This is a genomic window from Corynebacterium sp. MSK004, from assembly GCF_030232515.1.
Taxonomy (GTDB): Bacteria; Actinomycetota; Actinomycetes; order Mycobacteriales; family Mycobacteriaceae; genus Corynebacterium; species Corynebacterium hesseae.
This window is the reverse complement of sequence record NZ_JASPKB010000005.1, coordinates 62,472-85,047: the sequence shown is the minus strand read 5'-3', so window position 1 is coordinate 85,047 and position 22,576 is coordinate 62,472. Positions and strand designations below refer to the sequence as shown.

Here is a 22,576-nt window from a genome sequence, read left to right as displayed (position 1 = left end):
ATAGCGGGCATGATTGTTGCCTTTTCCGTAGCCCCCTCCGTCGTGGGCGATGAACGCGCTGAGATGTCCGAGGCCGTCGCCGAAGCCGTGCGTGTTGTCCGTGCTTCCGGCTTACCTAATGAGACCAATGCCATGTTTACCCTTGTGGAAGGCGAGTGGGATGAGGTCTTCGCGGTTATCAAGGAAGCCACCAATGCCGTGCGCGCGGTTTCGCCGCGCACGAGCCTGGTGATTAAAGCCGATATCCGCGAAGGCGTGACCGGGCAGATAACCCAAAAAGTAGATTCCGTTAATCGTTACCTGGAGGAGAATAAGTGACCGGACCGTACGTAGGAGGAGCCCTCGACCTGGGTGCTATCAAGCAGCAGGCGGAGGCGCGGGCGCAAGCTCAATCCGCAAATGCCGGAGCTGCTAACTCCGGCGGAGGAATTGCCCCTTTCTTCGAGGTCACCGAGCAGAACTTTGAGAATGACTTGGTGCGCCGTTCCGCGGAGGTGCCGGTTATCGCTCTGATCGGCTCGCCGCGCTCCCCGGCCTCCGAGCAGCTCAAGAAGGACTTCGAGGAGATGGCGGCTGCCGGTGGGCTCAAGTTCATCGTGGGCTATATCAACGCTGATGTCGTGCCCCAGGTGGCGCAGGTCTTCGGCGTGCAGAATCTGCCGACCACCGTTGCCATCGCAGCCGGCCAGCCCGTCACCAACTTCGAGGGCGGGCAGCCGCGCGAGAACCTAGAGCAGTGGGTAGCGGCGATCGTCGACAAGCTCGGCCCCCAGCTCAAAGGTTTGCCTGACCAAGATGTGGCGGGGGAGAGCCCAGAGGAAGAAGCAGCAGATCCTCGCCTGGGCCTGGCTGAGGACGCGCTCAACCGTGGCGATTTCGACGCTGCCATCGCTACCTACGAGGAGATTCTGGCCGCCGAGCCGGATAATGCGGAGATTAAGCAGGCGCGTGACACCACTGTGCTGCTCAAGCGCTTGGATCCGGCTAACCGTAGCGAGGACCCCATCGCCGCCGCCGATGCCGCCCCAGAGGACGTGGCAAAACAGCTCGACGCCGCCGATGCCGAAGTCGTCGCCGGCGCCCCCGACCGCGCCTTCGAGCGCCTCATCGAGGCCATGAAGCGCACCGCCGGGGACGAGAAGGAACAGCTCAAGACCCGCCTCTTGGAGCTCTTTGGGCTCTTTGATTCCGGTGACCCGCGCGTACTGGCCGCGCGCACGAAGCTGGCCAGCGCGTTGTATTAAAGACGGCGTAGTAAAAGGGGCCAGCTTGTGCCGGGCCCGAGAGCGACCTTCCCGGACTGTCGCGGGCTGGACCCTCAGGATGACTCAGTTGAGTCTTCTCCTGAGGGTCTTTTTTGCGTTCAAGCAATGATGTGACGTATGGCATGTTAAATTCCTGTTTGTGCGATACAGCACAATGGTTGTTTGACTCTTTCAGGAGGACTCTCATGCGCAAGCTCCTCGGCGCCGTTGGCGCCGCCTCTCTTGCTCTTACCCTTGCCGCCTGCGGAAGCGATAGCTCCGATAGTGCCGGCGGATCAAACTATGTTCGCGTGCTCGGTACCGAACCGCAGCAGGGGCTCATTCCCGCGATGACGAATGAGAACGGCGGCGGACGCATCGTCGACATGCTGTTTTCCGGGTTGGTTTACTACGACGCCGACGGCAACGTGCACAACGAAATGGCCGAGTCCATCGACAAGGAAGGGGAGAAGACCTACAAGGTCACGCTCAAGCCGGACCTGAAGTTCTCCGATGGCTCTGCTGTGACCGCGGATACCTTCGTCGATACGTGGAACTACGCGGTGGCCAACGAGCAGCTCAATGAGAGCTTTTTCTCCTCCATCAAGGGCTACGGGGAAGGCGTCAAAGAAATGGAGGGCCTCAAGGTCATCGATGAACGCACCTTCACCATTGAGCTCATCCAGCCGGAAAGCGATTTCCCGAGCCGCTTGGGCTACAACGCCTACTTCCCGGTCCCCGTGGCCGCGCTGGAGGACCCACAGGCTTTCGGAGAGACCCCGGTGTCCAACGGTCCCTACAAGATCAAGGAATGGAACCACAACCAGAACCTGATCATCGAGCCGATTCCAGCGCGGCCTACATGGACCTGTTGGCGAATAACCTCGACGTGCTCGAAGCGATCCCGTCGTCCGCTTTCGGCAGCTATGAGCAGGACCTGGCCGGCCGTCAGGAGACCAAGCCGGCCGCTACCTATCTGGAGATGTCCATCCACATGGAGACCCCGCACTTTAGTGGGGAAGAAGGCACGCTGCGCCGCAAGGCAATCTCGATGGCTATCAACCGTGAGGAGATCGCGGAGACCATCTTCCATGGCACCCGCACACCGGCCCGCGAGTTCACGTCACCGGTGCTGAACGGATACAACGACAGCCTGCCCGGTTCGGAAAACCTGGACTATAACCCGGAGGAGGCGAAGAAGCTGTGGGCGGAGGCCGATAAGATGTACGGTGCTTTTGAAGGCTCGTTCCCGATCAACTACAACACCGATGGTGATAACAAGGACTGGGCCGATGCCGTGGCTAACAACATCAGCAACACGCTGGGAATCCAGGCCGTGGGCAACCCTTACCCGGACTTCAAGTCCTTCCGCGATGCCTACCGCACCGAGCGGATGGATGGCGCCTACCGCACGGCGTGGTTCGCCGACTATCCCTCGATGGGTAACTTCCTTGGGCCAAACTTCACCACGGGTGTAGCTTCCAATGACTCGAAGTACTCCAACCCGGAGTTCGATGAACTGATTGTGAAGGCCAACGGCGCCGCAAATGAGGAGGAAGCCGCGAAGCTCTACAACCAGGCACAGGAGCTGCTGCTGCGTGACCTTCCTTCAATCCCGCTGTTCTACCCAAACGTGGTCGGCGGCTGGTCCGAGAACGTCCAGGACGTGACGTTCAACTGGAAGTCCCTGCCGGTGTACTACGCGGTGAAGAAGAACTAGGGATCTGGCCCTACAGGCACACCGAAATATGACTAAAGTGCGGAGGCATGACCTCCGTACTTTTCCTTTGCAATACCAACCGCGGTAAGTCTCAGATGGCGGCTGCCTTAGCTAAGAAGCATGCGCCCGATTGGGAAGTTCACTCCGCAGGCGTAAAGACCACTGAACAGCATCGTGCGCAGGGCGTGAACGCCGAGGCGCAGGCCTCTCTTGCAAAGGTCGGCGCCGACATGTCAGGAACGCCAACGTTGCTTGATGCCGGCCTCGCGTCTTCGGTGGATCATGTCATCATCGTTGGTGATGCCGACTATGACGGAGTGGCTGAGCGTTGGGAGATTGAGGACCCGTCCGTGCGTGGTCTAGAGGGAGGGGAGCGAATGGATGCGTTGCGCGATGACATTGATGCTCGCGTAAGAGCTTTCCTCGATACTCACGCACAAGACTGAAAACTGCAACTGCCCGAGTTGCCAAAACTAGCGGCTGGAATTCGATCTCAGCGGTGATCTTTGGCAGGTCGGGCAGTTGTGTTCTTAGAAACTAGCCACGGAAGGCATACCACTGCACCGAGTTGGCCGGCAGGTGTAGCTGTACGTGGTTGCCTTCGGAGCGCACGCGGTGGGCAAGGTCGTTGCCAGCACCCTGGTAGACGGCGTCGTCTGTGTTGATGACTAGCTCCCACTCGCCATCGCGCGGCACCCAGAGGTCATAGTTGGGCACCGAGCTGCCGGAGAAGTTGCACACCGCCAGCAGCGCGGAGCCGTCCTTGCCATAGCGGACGTAGCCAAGCATGTTGTTGTTGGCGTCGTCAGCCTTGACCCACTGGAAGCCGTCTTGGGTAAAGTCCTGGGTCCAAAGTGCCGGGTGCTGCTTGTACACCGCGTTGAGGTCGCGCACCAAGCGCTTGATACCGTGGTGCCATTCGTTGCCCCAGCCCTCCAAGTTGGACCAGTCCACGGAGTGGCCTTCTGCCCATTCGGTTGTCTGGCCAAACTCCTGGCCCATGAACATCAGCTGTTTGCCCGGGTGGGAGAACATGTAGCCATACAGCGCGCGCAGGCCCGCGGCCTTATTCCAGTCATCGCCCGGCATGCGCTCCCACAAGGAGCCCTTGCCGTGCACAACTTCGTCGTGGCTAAACGGGAGCACGTAGCGCTCCGAGTAGGCGTAGACCATGGAGAAGGTGAGCTCGCCGTGGTGGTAGCGGCGGTGAATCGGTTCGTGCTTGAAGTACTCCAGGGTGTCGTTCATCCAGCCCATGTTCCACTTCAGGCTAAAGCCCAGGCCGCCCTCATGCGTCGGGGCGGTCACGCCCGGCCAGGAGGTGGATTCTTCGGCGATGGTCAGCACGCCCGGGTTCGTACGGTTCAGCGTGGCGTTGGTCTCCTGGAGGAATTGGACGGCCTCAAGGTTCTCGCGGCCGCCGTAGATATTGGGCAGCCACTCTTCGCGGGAATAGTCGAGGTAAAGCATGGAAGCAACGGCGTCGACACGCAGGCCATCCACGTGGAACTCCTCGGCCCAGTAGAGGGCATTAGCCACGAGGAAGTTGCGCACCTCGTTGCGGCCGAAGTCGAAGACATAGGTGCCCCAATCGGCCTGCTCACCACGGCGAGGGTCCGGGTGCTCGTAGAGTGCCTGACCATCGAAGCGGCCCAGCGCCCATTCGTCCTTGGGGAAGTGCGCGGGCACCCAGTCGATGAAGACACCGATGCCAGCGTTATGCAATTCGTCGATAAGCGCGCGCAGCTCATCCGGAGAGCCCCAGCGCGCCGAGGGAGCGTAGTAGCCGGAGACCTGATAGCCCCAGGAACCGCCGAAGGGGTGCTCGGCCACGGGCAGCAGCTCCACGTGGGTAAAACCGTGTTCAACCAGGTAAGGGATGAGCTCCTCACGCAAGCTGCTGTAGTTGGCGCCTACCTTCCAGGAGCCGACGTGGAGCTCGTAGACGCTCATCGGGACGTCGAGGTCTCCGGTGCGTTTGCTCATCCACTCCTCATCGCTCCACTCGAAGCTGGAGCGCGCCACCACGGAGGCGGTTTCCGGCGGGGCAATGGTGCGCTTGGCCAGGGGATCCGCCTTATCAATGCGCGGGGAGTTCTTGCCGTGGACCGCAAACTTATAGCGCTCGCCTTCGCCCACACCGGGGATGAAGACCTCCCAAATGCCCGTGGAGCCGAGGCTGCGCATGGGGTACTGGGTAGGGTTCCAGCCGCAGAAGTCACCGACCACGGCCACGCCCTCCGCGTTGGGCGCCCACACAGCAAAGGCCGTGCCCTCGACTACTCCCAGGTCGGTGGTGTAGCTCTTGAGATTTGCGCCCAGTACTTCCCAGAGGCGCTCGTGGCGGCCCTCGCCGATGAGGTGCTGATCCAGGGTGCCCAGGGTGGGCAGGAAGTGATAACCGTCCGCTACCTCGATGGCGGGCTGGCCCGGGTAGGTGATGCGCAGACGGTAGTCTGCTTCTTCGGTAAGCGGGGCCTCCCAGATATCATCCCCAACCGCGCGCATCGCGGTGGTGCCGGAAGCGGTGACGAGCTCGACGGCTTCGGCACCGGGGCGGCGAGTGCGGACGGTTCCGTCGTGCCAGCCATAAAAATCATGGGGCGCGTGGTGGCGGCAGTTGTTAAGGCGTTCGAGGTCTGAGGCCGGGATGTTCATAAAGACCAAATTACCGAACAACACCCGCTCGCGGGGCAGAAAAGAAACCCCGCGCTACCCATGAAGGGGGTACTGGTTCAGCGTGGGGTTTCAGGGGCCTAAGAACCTAGGCGCGGTAGTCGTTCACTCGGCGCCAGGCAATGCGCTCCTGCAGGTCATGGTGGGCTGGCGGGAGGATGAAGATGTGGGCGACGTCACGCAGCGGCTCCAGGCGCACGAAGTTGCGGTCGGACCACTCGTAGGCGGCACCACTGATGGTGTCCTGCACCGTGAAGTGTTCACCCGGGTGGCGGCCCACGGCGGCCAGATCCACAAAGACCGTGGCCTCCTGCGCGTTGCGCGGATCCAGGTTGACCACCACGAGCACTACGTTGCCGGTAGCAGGATCGGCCTTGGAGTAGGCGATGATGGCCTCGTTATCCGTGTTGTGGAAGCGCAGCGTGCGCAGCTGCTGGAGGGCCGGGTTTTCGCGGCGGATGAGGTTGAGCAGCCGGATATAGGATTCCAGGGAGTCACCGGACTTGACAGCGGCCTGGAAGTCGCGCGGGCGCAGCTCGTACTTCTCCGAGTCGAGGTACTCCTCGCTGCCCGGCTTGACGGCCTGGTGCTCGTAGAGCTCGAAGCCCGAGTACACGCCCCACAGCGGGGAGAGAGTCGCAGCCAGCGTAGCGCGAATGGCGAACATGGCGCGCCCACCGGTCTGCAGGGATTCGTGGAGAATATCCGGGGTATTGACAAAGAGGTTGGGGCGGCAGATATCGGCCTGCTCCACGTGCATCTGCGCGAATTCGGTGAGCTCGTGCTTGGAGGTCTGCCACGTGAAGTAGGTATAGGACTGCGTAAATCCTGCCTTGGCCAGGCCGAACAGGCGCGGAGCGCGGGTGAAGGCCTCGGCGAGGAAGATGACCTCCGGGTGAGTCACATGCACCTTGGAAATCAGCCAGTTCCAGAAGTTAGCTGGTTTGGTGTGCGGGTTGTCCACGCGGAACGTATGCACGCCGGCCTCGATCCAGATCATGACGATGCGATAGATTTCCGCGTAGATGGCATCCGGGTCGTTATCGAAGTTCAGCGGGTAGATGTCCTGGTACTTCTTCGGCGGGTTCTCCGCGTAGGCAATGGTGCCATCGGCCAGGACGGTGAAAAATTCCGGGTTGGTCTTAGCCCACGGGTGGTCCGGGGAGGCCTGCAGAGCCAGGTCCAGGGCCACCTCCAGGCCCAAGTCGGCGGCCTTCTTGACCAGCTCCTTGAAGTCCTCCATGGTGCCCAGGTCCGGGTGCGTGGTGGAGTGATCTTGGATGGCCCACGGCGAGCCCACATCATCGGGCTCAGCCACCACCGAATTGTTGCGGCCCTTGCGGTGCACCTTGCCAATGGGGTGGATGGGTGGGAAGTAAACGGTATCGAAACCCATGGCTGCCACTCGCTCGAGTGCCTGTGCCGTGGTCTTAAACGTGCCGTGCACGGGGTTGCCCTCGGCATCCCAACCGCCGGTGGAGCGTGGGAAGAGCTCGTACCAGGAGCTGTAGAGGGCTTCGCGGCGTTCCACGAGGACCTCGTGAATGTCACCCTCCACCAGCAGGTGCCGCAGGGGGTGGTGGTGGAGGACGTCCGCGACCTCGTCGGACAGCGCGGTGCGCACGCGCTTGTCGACGTCCCCCGTTTCATCCTTCAGCTCCTTCGCCGCCTTAAAGAGCAGATCCGCCTTGTCGCTCGGGCATTGGATTGCCGCCTCCTCGAAGAGCTCGGCGCCGTGCAAGAGATCGTTGCTGAGCTCCTGTGCGGATTGACCGGCCTCCATCTTCTTGACCACCGCGTTGCGCCAGGTGGACATCGGATCGGACCAGGCATCGACGCGGAAAAACCAGCGGCCGGCGGTGGCCGGGCTAAACACGCCGTGGACCCGATCCGGGTTCTCCGGATCCACCGTCATGGTCACGGCAGAAGTGGACGGGGAGTCAGTGTTCCACACCGACAGCGTCGCGGCGACGGCATCGTGGCCCTCACGCCACACCAGCGCGGTAACAGGAACGACCTCTCCGACAACGGCCTTCGAGGCTGCATTACCGGAGAGGGAGGGGCGGACATCGTCGATACCAAGGCGTTGAGTCATGCCCATAGAATAATGCAGCTGTGGCAGTTTCACCGGGGAAGGCTGTGTCAGTTTCACCGGGGGCGGAAGGTTTCGGCCACAATGGTGCGTGTGAACACTCCAGAGCAACAAAGCCAGCAAAACCCTGAACTTATGGACACCGACGAAGATTGGTTGATTGACTTCCGCGGCGTCGAACTGCGACGGGGTGGGCGCACGCTGGTGGGGCCCATCGACTGGCAGGTGGAGCTCGACGAACGCTGGGTCATCATCGGCCCCAACGGTGCGGGCAAGACCTCGCTGGTGCGGATGGCCGCCGCCGAAGAGTTTCCCTCCGCCGGCGTGGCATACCTGATGGGAGAGCGCCTAGGTAAGACGGATATGCGCGATCTGCGCGCCGCCATCGGCATTTCCTCCGCCGCCGTCCAACACCGAATCCCGGACAATGAGCGCGTCGATGACCTCGTGGTCTCCGCCGGCTATGCCGTGCTCGGCCGCTGGCGTGAGGACTACCAAGACATGGATTTCTCCCGCGCCGATGACATCCTGGCTCAGGTCGGCGCATCCCACTTGGCCAAGCGCACCTGGGGCACCCTTTCCGAAGGCGAGAAGAAGCGCGTCATCCTCGCCCGCGCGCTCATGGCCAACCCGGAGCTGCTTATCCTGGATGAGCCCTCCGCCGGCATGGACTTGGGTGGACGCGAGGACCTGGTGGGCTACCTCGGGGACCTAGCGCTCGATGCGGATGCCCCGGCGATTGTCATGATCACCCACCACGTGGAGGAAATACCTTACGGGTTTACGCATGCGATGCTCCTGGATGAGGGTAAGGTCGTGGCCAAAGGACTCATTAATTCTGTCCTGACGTCGGAAAACCTCTCCAAGGCCTTCCACCAACCCATCCAGGTGGACCGCATTGGGGAGCGGTACTTCGCCCGGCGCACCCGCTAATCTTTAGTTCACCTCAAGAATTCTGCTCCTTCGCGGACACGGAAAGTTGCATGAGCCAGTCCATCCACGACAGCCTTGATGCCATCGACCCTGGCGAAACCACCGGCTTCAATGGGGCACGCTTGGCCGCTACCGTCCTCCTGTTGCGCGATACCGCAGAGGGTCTGCGCGTGTGGATCCAGGAACGCGTGCGCACCATGCGCAATTACCCCGGCCACGTCGTGTTTCCCGGCGGCGGGGTAGACCCGCGTGACTTCCCACCCCGCACCTGGGACTCCGGCGAACTGTGGGCAGGCCGCTCAGTGGTGTCCATGGCACGCCGCATGGGTGTCACCAAGTACAAGGCCCACGCCCTTGTCTTCGCCGCGGCCCGGGAACTCTTCGAAGAGGCCGGTACGCTGCTGGCCATCCGCGAAGACGGCCTAGTCTCCGATGCCTCGCGCTATCACCGCGAGCGCGAGCTACTGGAATCCCACGAGATTTCTTTTACCGAATTCCTGGAACACAACGGCATGCGTGTCGACGCCGACATGTTCCTTCCCTGGTCCCGCTGGGCAGGTGAGGACAATGACCACTGGTTCGACACCTTCTTCTTCATCGGTGTGCTTCCCGAGGGCCAAGAACCGGATGGCGAAACAGGGGAGGCCGATGACGCCGGTTGGTTCGATCCACAACTGGTTCTCGACGGCTGGCGCGCCGGGCTGGTACGCCTAGCCATCCCCACCTGGGCGCAGCTCAAGCGCCTCACGTCCTATTCCAGCGTCAAGGAAGTCTTGGACGATGCCTCCTTCTCCGATCTGCGCCCCATCATCGGGGATCCCCGGGACGATGAACGCTACCGCGAGTACTTCACCACATTCCCCGTCAACCGCATCTAGAAAAGCACACCATGAGCTACACCCTGGACGAAGTCGCCTTTCTGCGCGAGAATGCAGCCGCCATCGACGCCGCCGCGGCGGACCTGGAGGGAACAAAGAAGGCGCACCTGAGGGACGTCGCCAAGCTGCAGGCCCAGTTCGGTGATTATGGGCGCGCCGTAGCCGAGCTCATTCAAGCCCGCAGCTCCGGAAAGCTGCCGCAAGACTGGCTTATGGACCACGACTCTGCACAACAGGCCACTCCACCCGCGGTGGCGGCTTACCGCGCGCAATTCCTCCAGGAGCGCAACGTGGACTTAGTCCACGACCTCACCTGCTCCATCGGCACCGAGGGGCAGGCTTATCGCCCCGGTGCTTATGTGGGCAGCGACCTGGATGCCTCGCGCGTGGCCATGGCGCGGCACAACATTGAGCATCCCGTCTTTCGCGCAGATGCGCTGACAACAACGACGACCGCCCAGGTCTGCATCGCCGATCCCGCCCGGCGCCAAGGCGGCAACCGCATCACCCGGCTTGACCAACTGCTACCACCACCGGCAGATCTGCTGGACACCCACGGTGAGATGGCCATCAAATGCGCGCCGGGAATCGACCACTCCGAATGGGAAGGTCTGGCCTGCGTGGTCAGCCTCGACGGCGGGGTGAAGGAAACCTGCCTGTACACCCCGGGCCTGGGAACGGGGAAGAGGGCAGTGGTCCTCAACACCACGCCCGAAGGAGTGACCACGGACGTCATTGATGACGGCATCGCAGAGCACGAGCTTCCCGACGCCGGCCCCATCGGCCGCTTTCTCATCGACCCCGACGGCGCCATCGTGCGCGCCGGGCTGGTGCGCCACTACGCCGCGCGGGAAGGCCTGCACCAGCTGGACCCGCGCATTGCCTACCTCACTGGTGACCGCCTGCCTCACGGCACCTCCGGATTTGAATTCATCGAGTTGGTCCCCATGAAGAAGCTCAAGGCGGCCATGGTTGCCCATGATGTTGGCTCGCTGGAAATCCTGGTACGCGGGCAAGACGTGAACCCGGATCAGTTGCGCAAGAAGCTCAAGCTTAAGGGTTCAACGGCCAAAACCCTCGTGGTCACGCGCATTGGTGCGAAGGGAGTCGCGGTGTTGTGTGGACCGCGAGTAGTATCGTCCGAAGGTAATTACGCACCCTAATAGTTTCAAAATTTACGGAAGGGGAAGTGCCCACATGCCAGTCATTGTGGCTCTGGTCAAGCACGTACCGGATACGTGGTCAACGAAGACCCTCGAGGCGGACCACACGTTGGACCGCACCTCGGTGGATAACGTCATCGATGAGGTCAACGAGTACTCCGTCGAACAGGCCCTGCGCCTGCGCGACGATAACGCTGATGCCGGCTATGAGGTCGTGGCGCTTACCATGGGCCCGGCGGCAGCCGACGAGGCTCTGCGCAAGGCCCTGGCCATGGGCGCGGATCACGCCGTGCACGTGACGGACGACGCCCTCGCCGGCGCCGACGCCCTGGCCACCGCCTGGGTTCTTAACGCCGCGATCAACAAGGTGGCTGAGAAATTCGGTGAGGTCCAGGTCATCACCCTGGGCAACAACTCCTCGGACGCCTCCACCGGCCTTCTCGCTGGGCTCTTGGCCGAGTACCGCCAGCTGCCCGCGCTCACGGAGCTCAAGGCAGCCTCCCTGGCCGGCGCCACCGCCACCGGCACCCGCGAGGACGCCCACGGCCATTGGGAACTTGAGGCCAACCTGCCGGCCATTCTGTCCTTTACGGATAAGGCCGACAAGCCGCGCTTCCCCAACTTCAAGGGCCTGATGGCCGCCAAGAAGGCTGAGGTCACCACGCTCGCCGTGGCGGACCTGGGCATCGACGGCGTGCCGTCCACCACCACGGTGACCGCCTCAGCGCAGCGCCCGGCCCGCACCGCCGGTGAGGTCATCACCGATCCTGATCCAGCCGTGGCTGCCGCCAAGGTCGCGGACTTCCTGGCCGCCAAGAATCTCATCGAGGGTTAAAGGAGAAAACACATGTCTCACGTTTATGTCCTAGTTGAGCACGAAGCAGAGCAGCTCAGCCCCGTTACCGGCGAGCTGATTACCGCCGCCCGCGCACTCGGTACCGTCTCCGCCGTGGTCGTGGCCAAGGACGCCGCCACCGCAGCTTCCTTCGACGCCGAGCTGGGCAACTTGGGCGCCGCCCAGGTAGTCCAGGCCACCGCTGCGGACTATGAGCAGCGCATCGTCACCCCGGAGGTCGACGCCCTCCACGCCCTGGCCGCCAACAACCCGGCGCCCATCGTGCTGGCCGCCACCCCGACCAACAACGAGATCGCCGGCCGCCTCGCCGCCCGCCTGGGCTCGGGCGCCCTGGTCAACGTCGACGGCATCAATGCTGATGGCTTCGCACACCACACCATCTTCGGTGGCTCCTACGAGACCTCCTCCACGGCCACCGGCTCCGTGGTCTACACCCTGCGCCCGGGCTCCGTGGCTGCTGAACCTCAGCCGGTCACTGCGGCACCGGCTCCCTTCGAGCTGCCCGCCGCCACCGCTAAGGACGTCACCGTCACCTCCTTCACCCCGGCAGAGAAGACCGCCCGCCCGGAGCTGACCTCCGCGAAGGTCGTCGTCGCCGGCGGCCGCGGCGTGGGCGACAAATTCGCCGACGTGGTGGAGCCGCTTGCCGACGTCCTCGGTGGCGCCGTCGGCGCTACCCGCGACGCCGTGGATGAGGGTTTCTACGACCCGGCCCACCAGGTGGGCCAGACCGGCGTGACCGTCTCCCCGAAGCTCTACATCGGCCTGGGTATTTCCGGTGCAATCCAGCACACCTCCGGCATGCAGACCTCGGAGACCATCGTTGTGGTCAACCAGGATCAGGACGAGCCGTTCTTCCAGATCGCCGACCTCGGCGTGGTGGGCGACCTTCACGAGATCGCCCCGGCGCTGGTCACCGAGCTTGAGTCCCGCAAGGGGGCCGGCAACTAATGCCTCGCTACCTCGATTATGCAGCCACCCAACCCATGCGCCAGTGCGCCATCGACGCCTGGGTCGACGCCGCCGGGTCCCTGAACCCCGGCTCGGCTTATGGCTCCGGGCGCAAGGCGCGCTCCGTGTTGGATGACGCCCGCGAGACCGTCGCCGAGCTGCTCGGCTGCGAACCCATCGAGGTAGTCTTTACCTCTTCCGGCACGGAGGCGGACAACATCGCCATTCAGGGCCTTTTCCGTGCGGGGTCGGATACGACACCGCACATCATCTCGACCCCCATCGAGCACCCCGCCGTGCTCGAAACCGTGGAGAAGCTCCAGACTGAGCACGGCGCCACTGTGGAGCTGCTCCCAGTCGATTCCACCGGCCACGTCAGCGACTTAAGCGCCCTGGATACCTCTGCCGCGGTGGCCACCTGCATGTGGGCCAACAACGAGACCGGCGCCATTCAGCCGGTCGCGGATATTACCCAGCGCGCCGCTGCGCAGAACACCCCGGTGCACATCGATGCAGTGCAGGTCGCCGGCAAGCTGCCCATCAACTTCCACGAGCTGGGCGCTACGACGCTCGCGGCCAGCGCCCACAAGTTCGGTGGCCCGCGCGGCATCGGCCTGCTGCTCGCGCGCCGCACCCCGGCGCCTCAACCCATTGCCTTCGGCGGCGGCCAGGAGCGCGGCATCCGCCCCGGCACCGTGGACGTGGCCAGCGCGAGCGCACTCGCCGCGGCCCTGCGTGAATCTGTCGCGGACATGGAGCAGGAGACCGCTCGCCTGAGCGCACTCCGTGACAAGCTCAAGGCCGGCATCGAGTCCAGCATCGACAACGTCATCATCAACTCCGTCGAGCCCACCTTGGCCTCCCACCTCCACGTGTCCTTCCCGGGCACGGATGGTGACAGCCTCATCATGCTTCTCGACGCCTCCGGCATCGAAGCCTCCGCCGGCTCCGCCTGCCACGCGGGCGTTAACCGCATGTCCCACGTGCTCGAAGCCATGGGCATCGATGAGGAACACGGACGCGGCTCCCTGCGCTTTAGCCTGGGACGCCTCACCACCGACGAGGACATTGACGTGGTTCTGGCGGAGCTTCCGGAGATCATTCGTCGCGCTCGTTCGGTTTAGCGCAAGTATTCAATCAAGATCACAGCTATTCGGGCATATTCACAGGGAGACTACAGCGCTTTCGCCACGGCGTGGGTCTATGTTTAATCCGTGAATAACTTCATCCAGTCTGTGCTAGGCCTACCGCTGACGGACCCCGTGAACGGTGGGATCTACATTGCTATCTTGGTCATCAGTGCGCTGCTCATTGCGTGGCGCCTGCGCAAACGCGATGTCGTGTCCTTCCTTCTCGCCGCAGTCATTGCCACCGTAGCATTCTTCGTGCTCAAGCACTGGGACGTCCCGTTCTACCTCTTTGTTGCCGGGCTTGTCCCCATTGCAGCGCTCATCTCCCTCATTCACCATGCGGGCCGACGAGTCCTCATGGCCGTGATTGCGGCATTCTCGGCACTTGCGGTAGCCGGTCTGGCCAATATGGAGTACCAGTCCTATCCGGACATCGCCTCGCTCGATCCCACGCCGGTGGCCCAAGAGATGGACTACAGCCAATTCAAGGCCATGAAATCCTCGGATTCCGCTGCGATTGTGCACGTGGATCTTCCGGGTGCCATCTCAGGGTTCAGCGCGCGCCAGGCCATTGCCTACATCCCGCCGGCCTATTGGAGCAAAAAGGATATAAACCTTCCCGTTCTAGTCCTGCTCCACGGCAACCCGGGTGGTCCGGAGCAGTGGTTCGGCTCCGGCGAGGCGGCCGAAACCGCCGATGCCTTCCAACGCGCCAATGGGGGACTAAGCCCCATCGTCGTGGCGGTCGATGCCACCGGCAGTGAGACCGCCAACCCCATCTGCGCGGACACCTCCGTGGCCAAGGTCATGACCTACCTAACGACCGACGTGCCGACAGGAATCAAGACCGCTTTCCGTGTCGACGAGAATCAACAACATTGGACCGTCGCTGGTTTGTCATACGGAGGGACGTGTTCACTACAGATCCTCACCAATCATCCCGAAGCCTATGGCCAGGCAGTGGACATCTCCGGCGAGGCCGAACCCACTATTGGAAACCACGCCGCCACCGTGTCCAAGTTCTATGGTGGCGATGAAGCCGCCTACCAAGCCGCTAATCCTGCACACCTGCTGGCGACGAAAAAGTACCCCGATCACCAGGCCATCTTCATCGCCGGTAACCGGGATACTGCTGCGGTGAAAGCGCTCGGCCAACTGAACGACGCCGCACGAGGCGCCGGCATGGCCACCTACTACACTTCCCGCCCGGGCGGCCATTCCTTCGAGGTGTGGCGTCCCGCCCTGCGCGAAGTATTTGCCTGGGTTGCCCGCCGGGGCGGGCTGGCAGACCTCACCGATTCTTTCGATGGAGTACAAGATGCAGATCTTCAGCGCTAACAACCTCCGACACCTCGCGCGGCGCATTCCGGTGACGTGGGTGTTGATCCTTCTGATGTGGGTATTGATCATCGTGACCTACGCGGTTCCAGGGCTGGCGGGCATTACGCAAACGATCGGCCTGACCGGCCGTACTTTCGGCGCAGTTGTGGCACTCACCCTCATGGCCCTAGCTTTCGTTCTTCCTTCGGAATACCGGTTGGGCTCCGTGCGGACACTTGCCGTTGGTATTGCCGCGCAGCTTATCTCCGTTCCCGTGGCCTATGTGGCCGCCCACGGGATCGAAGAAATCGGCCTCAACCGCTGGGGTGATGATCTTCTGAGCTCCACTGATTTATCACCCATCGGTTTCATAGTGGGCACAGCCGGCTTCGCTTCTGCGTGGATGCCGCGCCTCTGGCAGCGCCGCGTACGCCTCAGCATCCTCGCCCTGACGCTCACCATGGCCCTGTATGGCGGTACTTTGAGCGATGTCCTCGGCGTGAGCGCCTCGGTGCTGTCCATCGCGGCCGGTATCGCATGGAGTGTCTTTGTGCCCCGCACGAGCGCGGAGCGCCCAGCCGCTTTCCATCGTGCCTCGGTGCCGGAGCGCCGAGTTCTCACCGCGCTCATCGTGGGAGTGGTAGCCATCGGCCCAGCCTTCGTGGCGCTCGACCCACTGGCGGAAGGGCCCTTCAGCCCAGTCACCCGGCTGATGTGGTCCTTCAACTCTGCTGCTTATCACGCCACTGAGATCTGCCAGGCTGACCCCACAAGCCAGGCCTGCCAAGCTGCCCTTGATTTCGCCCGCGTCCACGGCGTGGGTCCGGCCATCGCCAGCGTCATGCCGCTCATCATCCAACTCGTACTGTGCTTCGGCCTCATCCGCGGACGCCGTCTTGCGTGGTTGCTATCCGTCCTTACCCAGGTACTCGTCATCGCTGTGCTTCTAGCTCAGCTGTGGGACTTTAGCCAAGAAGGCCTTGTGCTCTACGGCGTGAATCTCGCCGCTGTGGTCCTGCCCTGGGCCACCTGCTTCGTCGTGCTCATCTGGAACCGCCGCGTGTTCCACATCCACGAAAGTGTGCGCGCGCTGGGCCGAGCCGCAGGAAAGATCGCAGCTGCCTTTGTCATCACGGCCGCTCTTTGGGGCGTTGGCGCACTACTTTTCAAGGACGGCTTCGTCGAGACAGCCACTGCCGGATCGATCCTGGCCGAACTCCCTCTGCGCTATGTCCCGCCAGTCGTGGCTACGCTACTTCCGCTCAAGCTCGCGCCGACCACCTGGTTGACGTGGGCTTTCTACGAGTGGGTCGGCACTCTGTTCTGGATGTACACCTCCTGGGTGGTCTATCGCATGTTCGCTACTCCTGCGAACCCCGAGGCCGCTGAGGTTCGTGACCACGCTCGCGCCATCCTGGAGCAGGGCAGTGGTGACCACCTCTCCGCTATGACCCTGTGGAAGGGGAACCGCTACTTCTTTAACGACAGCAACTACGTGGCCTACCGCGTCCACAACGGCATTGCACTCAGCCTCGGCGAGCCGGCGGGCAATGACCCGCAGGCCACCGCAGCGGCCTTCGAAGAATTCGCCCGCGAACAAGGCTGGCGCCCGGCCTGGTACTCGGTACGGGAAAGCTTTACCCGTCCCGGCTTCCGCCGCCTCGAAGTAGCTGAGGAGGCCGTCCTGGACACCTCTAACACGGAGTTCAAAGGCAAGAAATTCCAGAACATTCGCACCGCCCGCAACAAGGCCGGCAAAGAGGGCGTCACCACGCTGTGGACGGAGTGGAAGGACCTCGATCTTGCCACCCGCAACAAAATTGCCGAGCTCTCCGAAGAATGGGTCTCTGACAAAGCTCTCCCAGAGATGGGCTTTACTTTGGGCGGTGTTAACGAGCTGCGGGAGGAAGGCACCAAGCTACTGCTCGCGCTGGGGGAGGACGGCACGCTGCACGGCGTGACATCTTGGCTCCCTGTTCGTGAGAACGGAAGCGTGGTGGGCTACACCCTCGACGTCATGCGCCGCGCCGACCACGGCTTCAAGGGGGCAATCGAGCTACTCATCTCTGAGGCTATGATCATCGCCGCCGGCGAAGGCTGCGCCTGGATTTCGCTCTCCGGCGCGCCCCTGTCAGGTACACCAGAGGAACCCGGGCTTCTCGACGCCCTCCTCACCCGCCTCGGCGAAGAAATGGAACCCCTCTACGGCTTCCGCAGCTTGGCTGCCTCCAAACGCAAGTTCCAGCCGGAAGAGCACAAGTGGTACCTGGCCTACAACGATGAGCTGGCACTGCCCGCCATTGGACTCGCCGTCGTTCACGCCTATGTGCCCGACATGCGCGCAGCCGACGCCGCCCGAGCTGTGAAGACCTGGCTGGCTGAGCGTAAACAAGCCAAAGCGGAGCAAAGCGCAACGGAACCCAGCAAAGCAGATCCACGCTAAGACCAGTGTGTTGACAGAACCTCGTGCACACCTTCGGGCACAATGTTCTCATGTCGAAGTTCTCTGAGGTCCTAGACCAGCTGCGCGAAAACCAACCGAAGGCAAAGTACGGCATTGCCTTTGAGAAGCTGATGGTCAACTATTTCAAGACCGACCCGACCTTAAAGAACCAGTTCGATGAGGTCTGCCGCTGGACGGATTGGCGCTACAACGGCGGCAAGGCTGACACCGGCATCGACTTGGTGGCCCGCCGCGTGGATGACGGCACGTGGACCGCCATCCAGTGCAAGTTCTATGACTCTAAGGCGCGCATTCAGAAGTCCCACCTGGATTCCTTCTTCGAAGCCTCTGGTCATTCCTTCCAAACGGAAGAAGGCCGCCAGCACTTCGGCAGCCGCCTGATTATTTCCACCACGGACCACTGGTCCTCCCATGCAGAAGATGCGCTGGCCAACCAGATCATTCCAACCAGCCGCATTGGCATCTCCGCCATCGCGGAATCACCCATCAACTGGGACGTGGCCTTCCCTGGCTCGGAAGTGCGCGATAAAACCATCCAGATCAACCTCTCCCAGCGCGAGACCTTTGAACCCCGCCCACACCAGCAGGCGGCCATCGACAAAGCCATCGAAGGATTCAAGACCCATGACCGCGGCAAGCTCATCATGGCCTGCGGCACCGGAAAAACCTTCACCGCCCTGCGCCTGGCGGAACGCGTCGCTGAGGACAACGGCGGCAAGGCCCGGATTCTCTTCCTCGTGCCGTCCATCTCCTTGCTCTCCCAAACCTTGAAGGAGTGGACCGCCCAGGGCCGCCTCGACATGCGCGCCTTCGCGGTGTGCTCCGACAGCAAGGTCTCCAAGAAGGCCGAGGACATCGCCGTCTATGACCTTGAGGTCCCAGTTTCCACCGAAGGCAAGGACATCACCACGCGCTTTGAATCCGGCAAGCGCGCCAAGGGCCTCAATATCGTCTTCTCCACCTACCAGTCCATCCAGGCAGTACAAGATGCCCAGCAGGTAGGCCTCGATGATTTCGACCTCGTCATCTGCGATGAAGCCCACCGCACCACCGGCATCACCTTGGCCGGTGAGGACGCCAGCAACTTTGTCCGCGTCCACGATGCCGACTACATCAAGGCAGCCAAGCGCCTCTACATGACAGCCACCCCGCGCCTTTATGACGAAGCCGTCAAGGGCAAGGCCGAAGAGCACTCCGCGGAGCTGGCCTCTATGGATGATGAAGCCATCTACGGACCAGAGTTCTTCCGCCTCGGCTTTGGCGAAGCCGTGGACAAGGGGCTGCTTACTGACTACAAGGTGCTTGTCATGACCGTGGATGAATCCGTGGCCGCCCAAGCCATGGCCCACAGTGAGAACAACCAGGTCAACCTTTCACTCGCCTCCGCCATGATTGGTGCCTGGAACGGCTTGGCCAAGCGCTCCGGTGAATTGCAGGGCAAGAAGGGCGGCTTTGAGGAAGACGCCCAGCCCATGCAGCGCGCCGTGGCCTTTGCCAAGGACATCAAGACCTCCCAGCTCATTGCGGAGACCTACCCATCACTCATCGGTACCCACCAGGAACTGCTCAAAGAAAAAGCAGTGCTTAACGACGTCTCCCTGACCAACGTCGACCTCCACGTTGCCGCCCAGCACGTGGACGGTGGCATGAACGCCATGGAACGAGGCACCAAGCTTTCCTGGCTTGAGGCTCCTTCAGGGGGGGGGGCAACAGTCGCGCATGCTCACCAATGCGCGCTGTCTTTCTGAGGGCGTAGACGTCCCGGCGCTGGACGCCGTTATCTTCTTCAACCCCCGCAACTCCATGGTGGACGTGGTCCAGTCCGTCGGCCGTGTCATGCGCAAGTCCGAAGGCAAGGATTACGGCTACATCATCCTGCCCGTGGCCGTTGCCAGCAATGTCTCCCCGGCAAAAGCGCTCGACGATAACCAGCGCTTCAAGGTGGTCTGGCAGATCCTCAACGCGCTGCGCGCCCACGATGACCGCTTCAATGCGAAGATTAATTCCATCGCTCTGAACGGCACGGCGGGTCAAGAAGACCTACCCATCGACGTCGTCCACGTGCCAGGGGATGACGAGAAGAGCGACACTGAGAAGCTCAAGGAAGCGGATGAAACAAAGTCCCCTGAGCCGCTGGCTGATAATTCGACGGTGACCCAGCAGATCGCCCTGTTCTCTCTGGAACAGTGGCAAGAAGCCATCTACACCAAACTGGTGGATAAGGTCGGCACCCGCACCTATTGGGAGGACTGGGCCGACGATGTCGCCACCATCGCGGAGAACCAAATCACCCGCATCAAGGCGCTTCTCAACGGCGCCGATGGCTCCCTCCGCACCGAATTCGACAGCTTCGTGGAAGGCCTGCGCAACAACCTCAACGATGGCATCAGCGAAGAAGACGCCATCTCGATGCTCTCGCAGCATCTCATTACAGCACCGGTCTTCAACGCGCTGTTTGAGAATCATGACTTCATCACCCACAACCCCGTGGCCCAAGTGATGGAGAAGATGGTCAAGGCCGTGTCTAAGGCGAACCTCGATACCGAAACCGAGTCCCTAGAGAAGTTCTACGAGTCCGTCCGCATCCGTGCTTCCGAGGTGAACTCTGCCTCCGGCAAGCAGCAGGTCATCAAGGAGCTTTACGAGCGCTTCTTCCGCAAAGCCTTCAAGAAGCAATCCGAGGCTCTCGGCATCGTTTACACCCCAGTCGAGATTGTCGATTTCATCCTGCGTGCTGCCGACGATGTATCCAAGAAGCACTTTGGCAAGGGATTGACCGATGAGGGAGTGTGCATCCTCGACCCCTTCGCGGGCACCTCTACTTTCACTGTTCGCCTCCTGCAGTCCGGACTCATCAAACCGGAAGACCTCGCCCGCAAGTACGCCAATGAGCTCTTCGCAACCGAGACCATGTTGCTGGCCTATTACGTCTCAGCGGTGAACATTGAGACCACCTACAACGCCCTGCGCGAAGAGGCAGCCCTGCGCAACGGCGAACCTGCACCCGAGTACGTTCCCTTCACCAACATTGCGTTGGCCGATACCTTCCAAATCCACGAGGAAGGCGACATCCCAGACCTCAACATCTTCCGTGAGAACAACGAGACCATTGAGCGCCAGAAGCAAGCACCCATCAACGTTGTGATTGGTAACCCGCCGTACTCCGCAGGGCAGAAGTCCGCGAACGACCTCAACGCAAACCTGAAGTACCCGAGCCTAGATAAGCGGATTGCGGAGACCTACGCTGCAAAGTCCACCGCGACCAATAAGAACTCGCTCTACGACTCCTACCTACGTGCCTTCCGCTGGGCCACCGACCGCATTGGTGCCCAAGGCATCGTTGCGTTCGTTTCTAATGGTGGATGGATTGATGGCAACACCGGCGATGGAGTTCGCTTGTCGATGGCGGAGGATTTCACGGATCTCTATGTGTTTAATCTTCGTGGCAATATGCGTAACTCCAATTGGCGAGCAGAGGGAGGCCAGATTTTTGGGGCGGGATCGCAGACCACGATCGCTGTATTTGTCGGAGTAAAGGACCCGAACAAGACTGGCTTCAACCTGCACTATGTACAGACCCCCGATGGCGCTACCCGTGATGAGAAGCTTGAGATTGTCGAAAACTCGAATGTTGAGTACTTGGATTGGCAGGAGATCGTGCCAAATAAGGAAGGCGACTGGCTGAACCAACGATCAGAGGAGTTTGAAAACTGGCCAGCTATTAGCGTGAAGAATGGTGCCGCGACAAGGATTTTTGAAGTGTACTCTCGTGGTCTTTCTACCGCTCGCGACGCATGGGCTTATGCGCACACCGACGGCCAACTGCTCTCGAAGTTGGGAGTCTTGACTGGTACATACACTGAGGCAACAGCTTTGCTTCATAAATGGTTAGCTGACCAGGGGAACACGAAGCCTAAGGAACAGGACGTAACGGCTTTCCTGCGAGTGCATCCACAATACGCAGATACAACGAAAGCGTCATGGAATCGAACGCTTAAAAATCTCGCAGCCAAAGATACCGAAATTCTCGTGCAGCCTGATCGTGTCTTTGGATCGCTTTATCGTCCGTTTACCAAGCAACGGGCGTATTTCGAACAGTCGCTCAATGACATGACCTACAAGCTTCCAGTCATGTTTCCAACTCCAGAGCACCGAAACATTGGCTTTGTATTGACTGGGTCTGCATCGCATTATGATTTCGGTCTTATCGCAACTGACCTGCTACCAAACTTGCACACCCTGGACACCGGCCAATTCTTCCCCCGCTTCACCTGGGCCGCCGTCGAGGCCGACGACGGTGGGCTGTTCGGTGAGGGAGGCGTCGTTAAGCAAGGCGAAGCCAGCGTCTACGGTTCGATTGGTGAGGTCATCGACGGCTACGTGCGAGTGGACAACATCACTGATGAGATCAAGGCTCTCTATCGTGACGCGCTGGGTGCAGACATTACGGGTGATGACATCTTCCATTTTGTCTACGGCAAGCTGCACGACCCTGACTACCGCACGAAGTACGCGGCTGACCTGAAGAAGATGCTGCCGCATATCGAGACACCGAGTTCGCGTGCGGAGTTCGACAAGTTTGCTGCTGCCGGGCAGGAGCTGATGTCCCTTCACGTCAACTACGAGACCGTGGATCCGTGGCCGTTAGACATTCAGGTCACGGGTGATGAGGCTGACCGGGAGACGTGGCGCGTGCTCAAGATGAAGTGGGCCAAGCGCAAGGATCCGGAGACGGGCAAGAACGTCAATGACGTGACGAAGCTGATCTACAACAAACGCGTGACCATCGCCGGCATTCCGGAAGAAGCCGACGAGTACATGTTGGGCTCGCGCTCAGCAGTCGCCTGGCTGATTGACCGCTACCAGGTCAAGAAGGACAAGGCTTCGGGCATCGTCAACGACCCCAATGACTGGGCCGACGAGGTAGGCAATCCGCGCTACATCGTGGACCTGATTGGGAAAGTCGTGCGCGTGGCCATGGAGACGGTACGGATTGTGGATGGATTGAATTCCAAGTAGTCGGGAGCCAAATTTGTCCGCCAGATGTATGGTTATAAGGAGTCAAGTGGTGTTTGTAAAGCGAGTAGGCTCTTTGCCTATGCCACACTGATGGGGGGACGCACACGAGACTTCTCGTGTATCTGTTGGT

Annotated in this window: 15 protein-coding genes and 1 pseudogene; 14 read left to right on the top strand and 2 right to left on the bottom strand. The window is 61.4% G+C overall.

What is annotated here, in order from left to right:
- The first annotated feature begins 9 nt into the window (after nt 1-9).
- The 4 genes and pseudogenes from QP999_RS07240 (at nt 10) to QP999_RS07225 (ending at nt 3,410) form a co-directional block, all read left to right on the top strand.
- Nucleotides 10-318 carry a thiamine-binding protein gene (locus QP999_RS07240; RefSeq protein ID WP_070597070.1) on the top strand — a complete coding sequence of 103 codons (309 nt, stop codon included), beginning with the start codon at nt 10-12 and terminating at the stop codon, nt 316-318.
- A complete protein-coding gene (locus tag QP999_RS07235) occupies nt 315-1,244 on the top strand; it encodes a tetratricopeptide repeat protein (protein WP_070525201.1) in 930 nt (309 codons plus the stop codon). The genes QP999_RS07240 and QP999_RS07235 overlap by 4 nt, the downstream gene beginning before the upstream one ends.
- A gap of 206 nt (nt 1,245-1,450) precedes the next feature.
- Nucleotides 1,451-2,964: pseudogene (locus QP999_RS07230) on the top strand (peptide ABC transporter substrate-binding protein).
- Between the two features lie 47 nt (nt 2,965-3,011).
- Nucleotides 3,012-3,410, top strand: coding sequence for an arsenate reductase/protein-tyrosine-phosphatase family protein (locus tag QP999_RS07225; protein WP_070531156.1), 399 nt, complete (start codon nt 3,012-3,014; stop codon nt 3,408-3,410).
- 91 nt (nt 3,411-3,501) lie between these two features.
- On the opposite strand, the gene glgB is transcribed toward QP999_RS07225, so the two are convergent.
- Complete coding sequence (glgB, locus tag QP999_RS07220) at nt 3,502-5,622, bottom strand: 1,4-alpha-glucan branching protein GlgB (RefSeq protein WP_284847980.1); 2,121 nt, start codon at nt 5,620-5,622, stop codon at nt 3,502-3,504.
- A 106-nt stretch (nt 5,623-5,728) separates the two neighbouring features.
- Nucleotides 5,729-7,735, bottom strand: a complete 2,007-nt coding sequence (locus tag QP999_RS07215; protein WP_070597116.1) for a maltotransferase domain-containing protein — start codon at nt 7,733-7,735, stop codon at nt 5,729-5,731.
- Nucleotides 7,736-7,867: 132 nt separating this feature from the next.
- On the opposite strand from QP999_RS07215, the gene QP999_RS07210 reads away from it, so the two are divergent.
- The 10 genes from QP999_RS07210 to QP999_RS07170 all read left to right on the top strand — a co-directional run bounded on the left by QP999_RS07210 (nt 7,868) and on the right by QP999_RS07170 (nt 22,446).
- Nucleotides 7,868-8,665, top strand: a complete 798-nt coding sequence (locus tag QP999_RS07210; RefSeq protein ID WP_369815762.1) for an ABC transporter ATP-binding protein — start codon at nt 7,868-7,870, stop codon at nt 8,663-8,665.
- Nucleotides 8,666-8,715: 50 nt separating this feature from the next.
- Nucleotides 8,716-9,543: an NUDIX hydrolase gene (locus QP999_RS07205; RefSeq protein WP_070525210.1), complete on the top strand. Its 828-nt coding sequence runs from the start codon at nt 8,716-8,718 to the stop codon at nt 9,541-9,543.
- Between the two features lie 11 nt (nt 9,544-9,554).
- Nucleotides 9,555-10,706, top strand: a complete 1,152-nt coding sequence (locus QP999_RS07200; protein WP_250223787.1) for a THUMP-like domain-containing protein — start codon at nt 9,555-9,557, stop codon at nt 10,704-10,706.
- A 34-nt stretch (nt 10,707-10,740) separates the two neighbouring features.
- The gene (locus tag QP999_RS07195; RefSeq protein ID WP_284847979.1) at nt 10,741-11,541 is read left to right on the top strand and encodes an electron transfer flavoprotein subunit beta/FixA family protein; all 801 of its coding nucleotides are present in this window, start codon (nt 10,741-10,743) and stop codon (nt 11,539-11,541) included.
- A gap of 12 nt (nt 11,542-11,553) precedes the next feature.
- Entirely contained in the window at nt 11,554-12,513 is a 960-nt protein-coding gene (locus QP999_RS07190; RefSeq protein ID WP_284847978.1) for an electron transfer flavoprotein subunit alpha/FixB family protein, read from the top strand.
- Nucleotides 12,513-13,637: a cysteine desulfurase family protein gene (locus tag QP999_RS07185; RefSeq protein ID WP_284847977.1), complete on the top strand. Its 1,125-nt coding sequence runs from the start codon at nt 12,513-12,515 to the stop codon at nt 13,635-13,637. The genes QP999_RS07190 and QP999_RS07185 overlap by 1 nt, the downstream gene beginning before the upstream one ends.
- Before the next feature lie 90 nt (nt 13,638-13,727).
- Nucleotides 13,728-14,981, top strand: coding sequence for an alpha/beta hydrolase (locus QP999_RS07180; RefSeq protein WP_070525221.1), 1,254 nt, complete (start codon nt 13,728-13,730; stop codon nt 14,979-14,981).
- A complete protein-coding gene (locus QP999_RS07175; protein WP_070525223.1) occupies nt 14,962-17,406 on the top strand; it encodes a bifunctional lysylphosphatidylglycerol flippase/synthetase MprF in 2,445 nt (814 codons plus the stop codon). The genes QP999_RS07180 and QP999_RS07175 overlap by 20 nt, the downstream gene beginning before the upstream one ends.
- Before the next feature lie 50 nt (nt 17,407-17,456).
- Nucleotides 17,457-19,175: a restriction endonuclease gene (locus QP999_RS13445; protein ID WP_502870654.1), complete on the top strand. Its 1,719-nt coding sequence runs from the start codon at nt 17,457-17,459 to the stop codon at nt 19,173-19,175.
- Complete coding sequence (locus QP999_RS07170) at nt 19,147-22,446, top strand: type ISP restriction/modification enzyme (protein ID WP_371440684.1); 3,300 nt, start codon at nt 19,147-19,149, stop codon at nt 22,444-22,446. Before QP999_RS13445 ends, QP999_RS07170 begins: the two co-directional genes overlap by 29 nt.
- The last annotated feature ends 130 nt before the right edge of the window (nt 22,447-22,576 follow it).

Bases quoted from the DNA above. Each gene is read 5' to 3' on its own strand.
- QP999_RS07240 (WP_070597070.1), top strand. From the start codon at position 10: ATGATTGTTGCCTTTTCCGTAGCCCCCTCCGTCGTGGGCGATGAACGC.
- QP999_RS07225 (WP_070531156.1), top strand. From the start codon at position 3,012: ATGACCTCCGTACTTTTCCTTTGCAATACCAACCGCGGTAAGTCTCAG.
- glgB (WP_284847980.1), bottom strand. From the start codon at position 5,622: ATGAACATCCCGGCCTCAGACCTCGAACGCCTTAACAACTGCCGCCAC.
- QP999_RS07215 (WP_070597116.1), bottom strand. From the start codon at position 7,735: ATGACTCAACGCCTTGGTATCGACGATGTCCGCCCCTCCCTCTCCGGT.
- QP999_RS07210 (WP_369815762.1), top strand. From the start codon at position 7,868: ATGGACACCGACGAAGATTGGTTGATTGACTTCCGCGGCGTCGAACTG.
- QP999_RS07205 (WP_070525210.1), top strand. From the start codon at position 8,716: ATGAGCCAGTCCATCCACGACAGCCTTGATGCCATCGACCCTGGCGAA.
- QP999_RS07200 (WP_250223787.1), top strand. From the start codon at position 9,555: ATGAGCTACACCCTGGACGAAGTCGCCTTTCTGCGCGAGAATGCAGCC.
- QP999_RS07195 (WP_284847979.1), top strand. From the start codon at position 10,741: ATGCCAGTCATTGTGGCTCTGGTCAAGCACGTACCGGATACGTGGTCA.
- QP999_RS07190 (WP_284847978.1), top strand. From the start codon at position 11,554: ATGTCTCACGTTTATGTCCTAGTTGAGCACGAAGCAGAGCAGCTCAGC.
- QP999_RS07185 (WP_284847977.1), top strand. From the start codon at position 12,513: ATGCCTCGCTACCTCGATTATGCAGCCACCCAACCCATGCGCCAGTGC.
- QP999_RS07175 (WP_070525223.1), top strand. From the start codon at position 14,962: ATGCAGATCTTCAGCGCTAACAACCTCCGACACCTCGCGCGGCGCATT.
- QP999_RS13445 (WP_502870654.1), top strand. From the start codon at position 17,457: ATGTCGAAGTTCTCTGAGGTCCTAGACCAGCTGCGCGAAAACCAACCG.
- QP999_RS07170 (WP_371440684.1), top strand. From the start codon at position 19,147: ATGCTCACCAATGCGCGCTGTCTTTCTGAGGGCGTAGACGTCCCGGCG.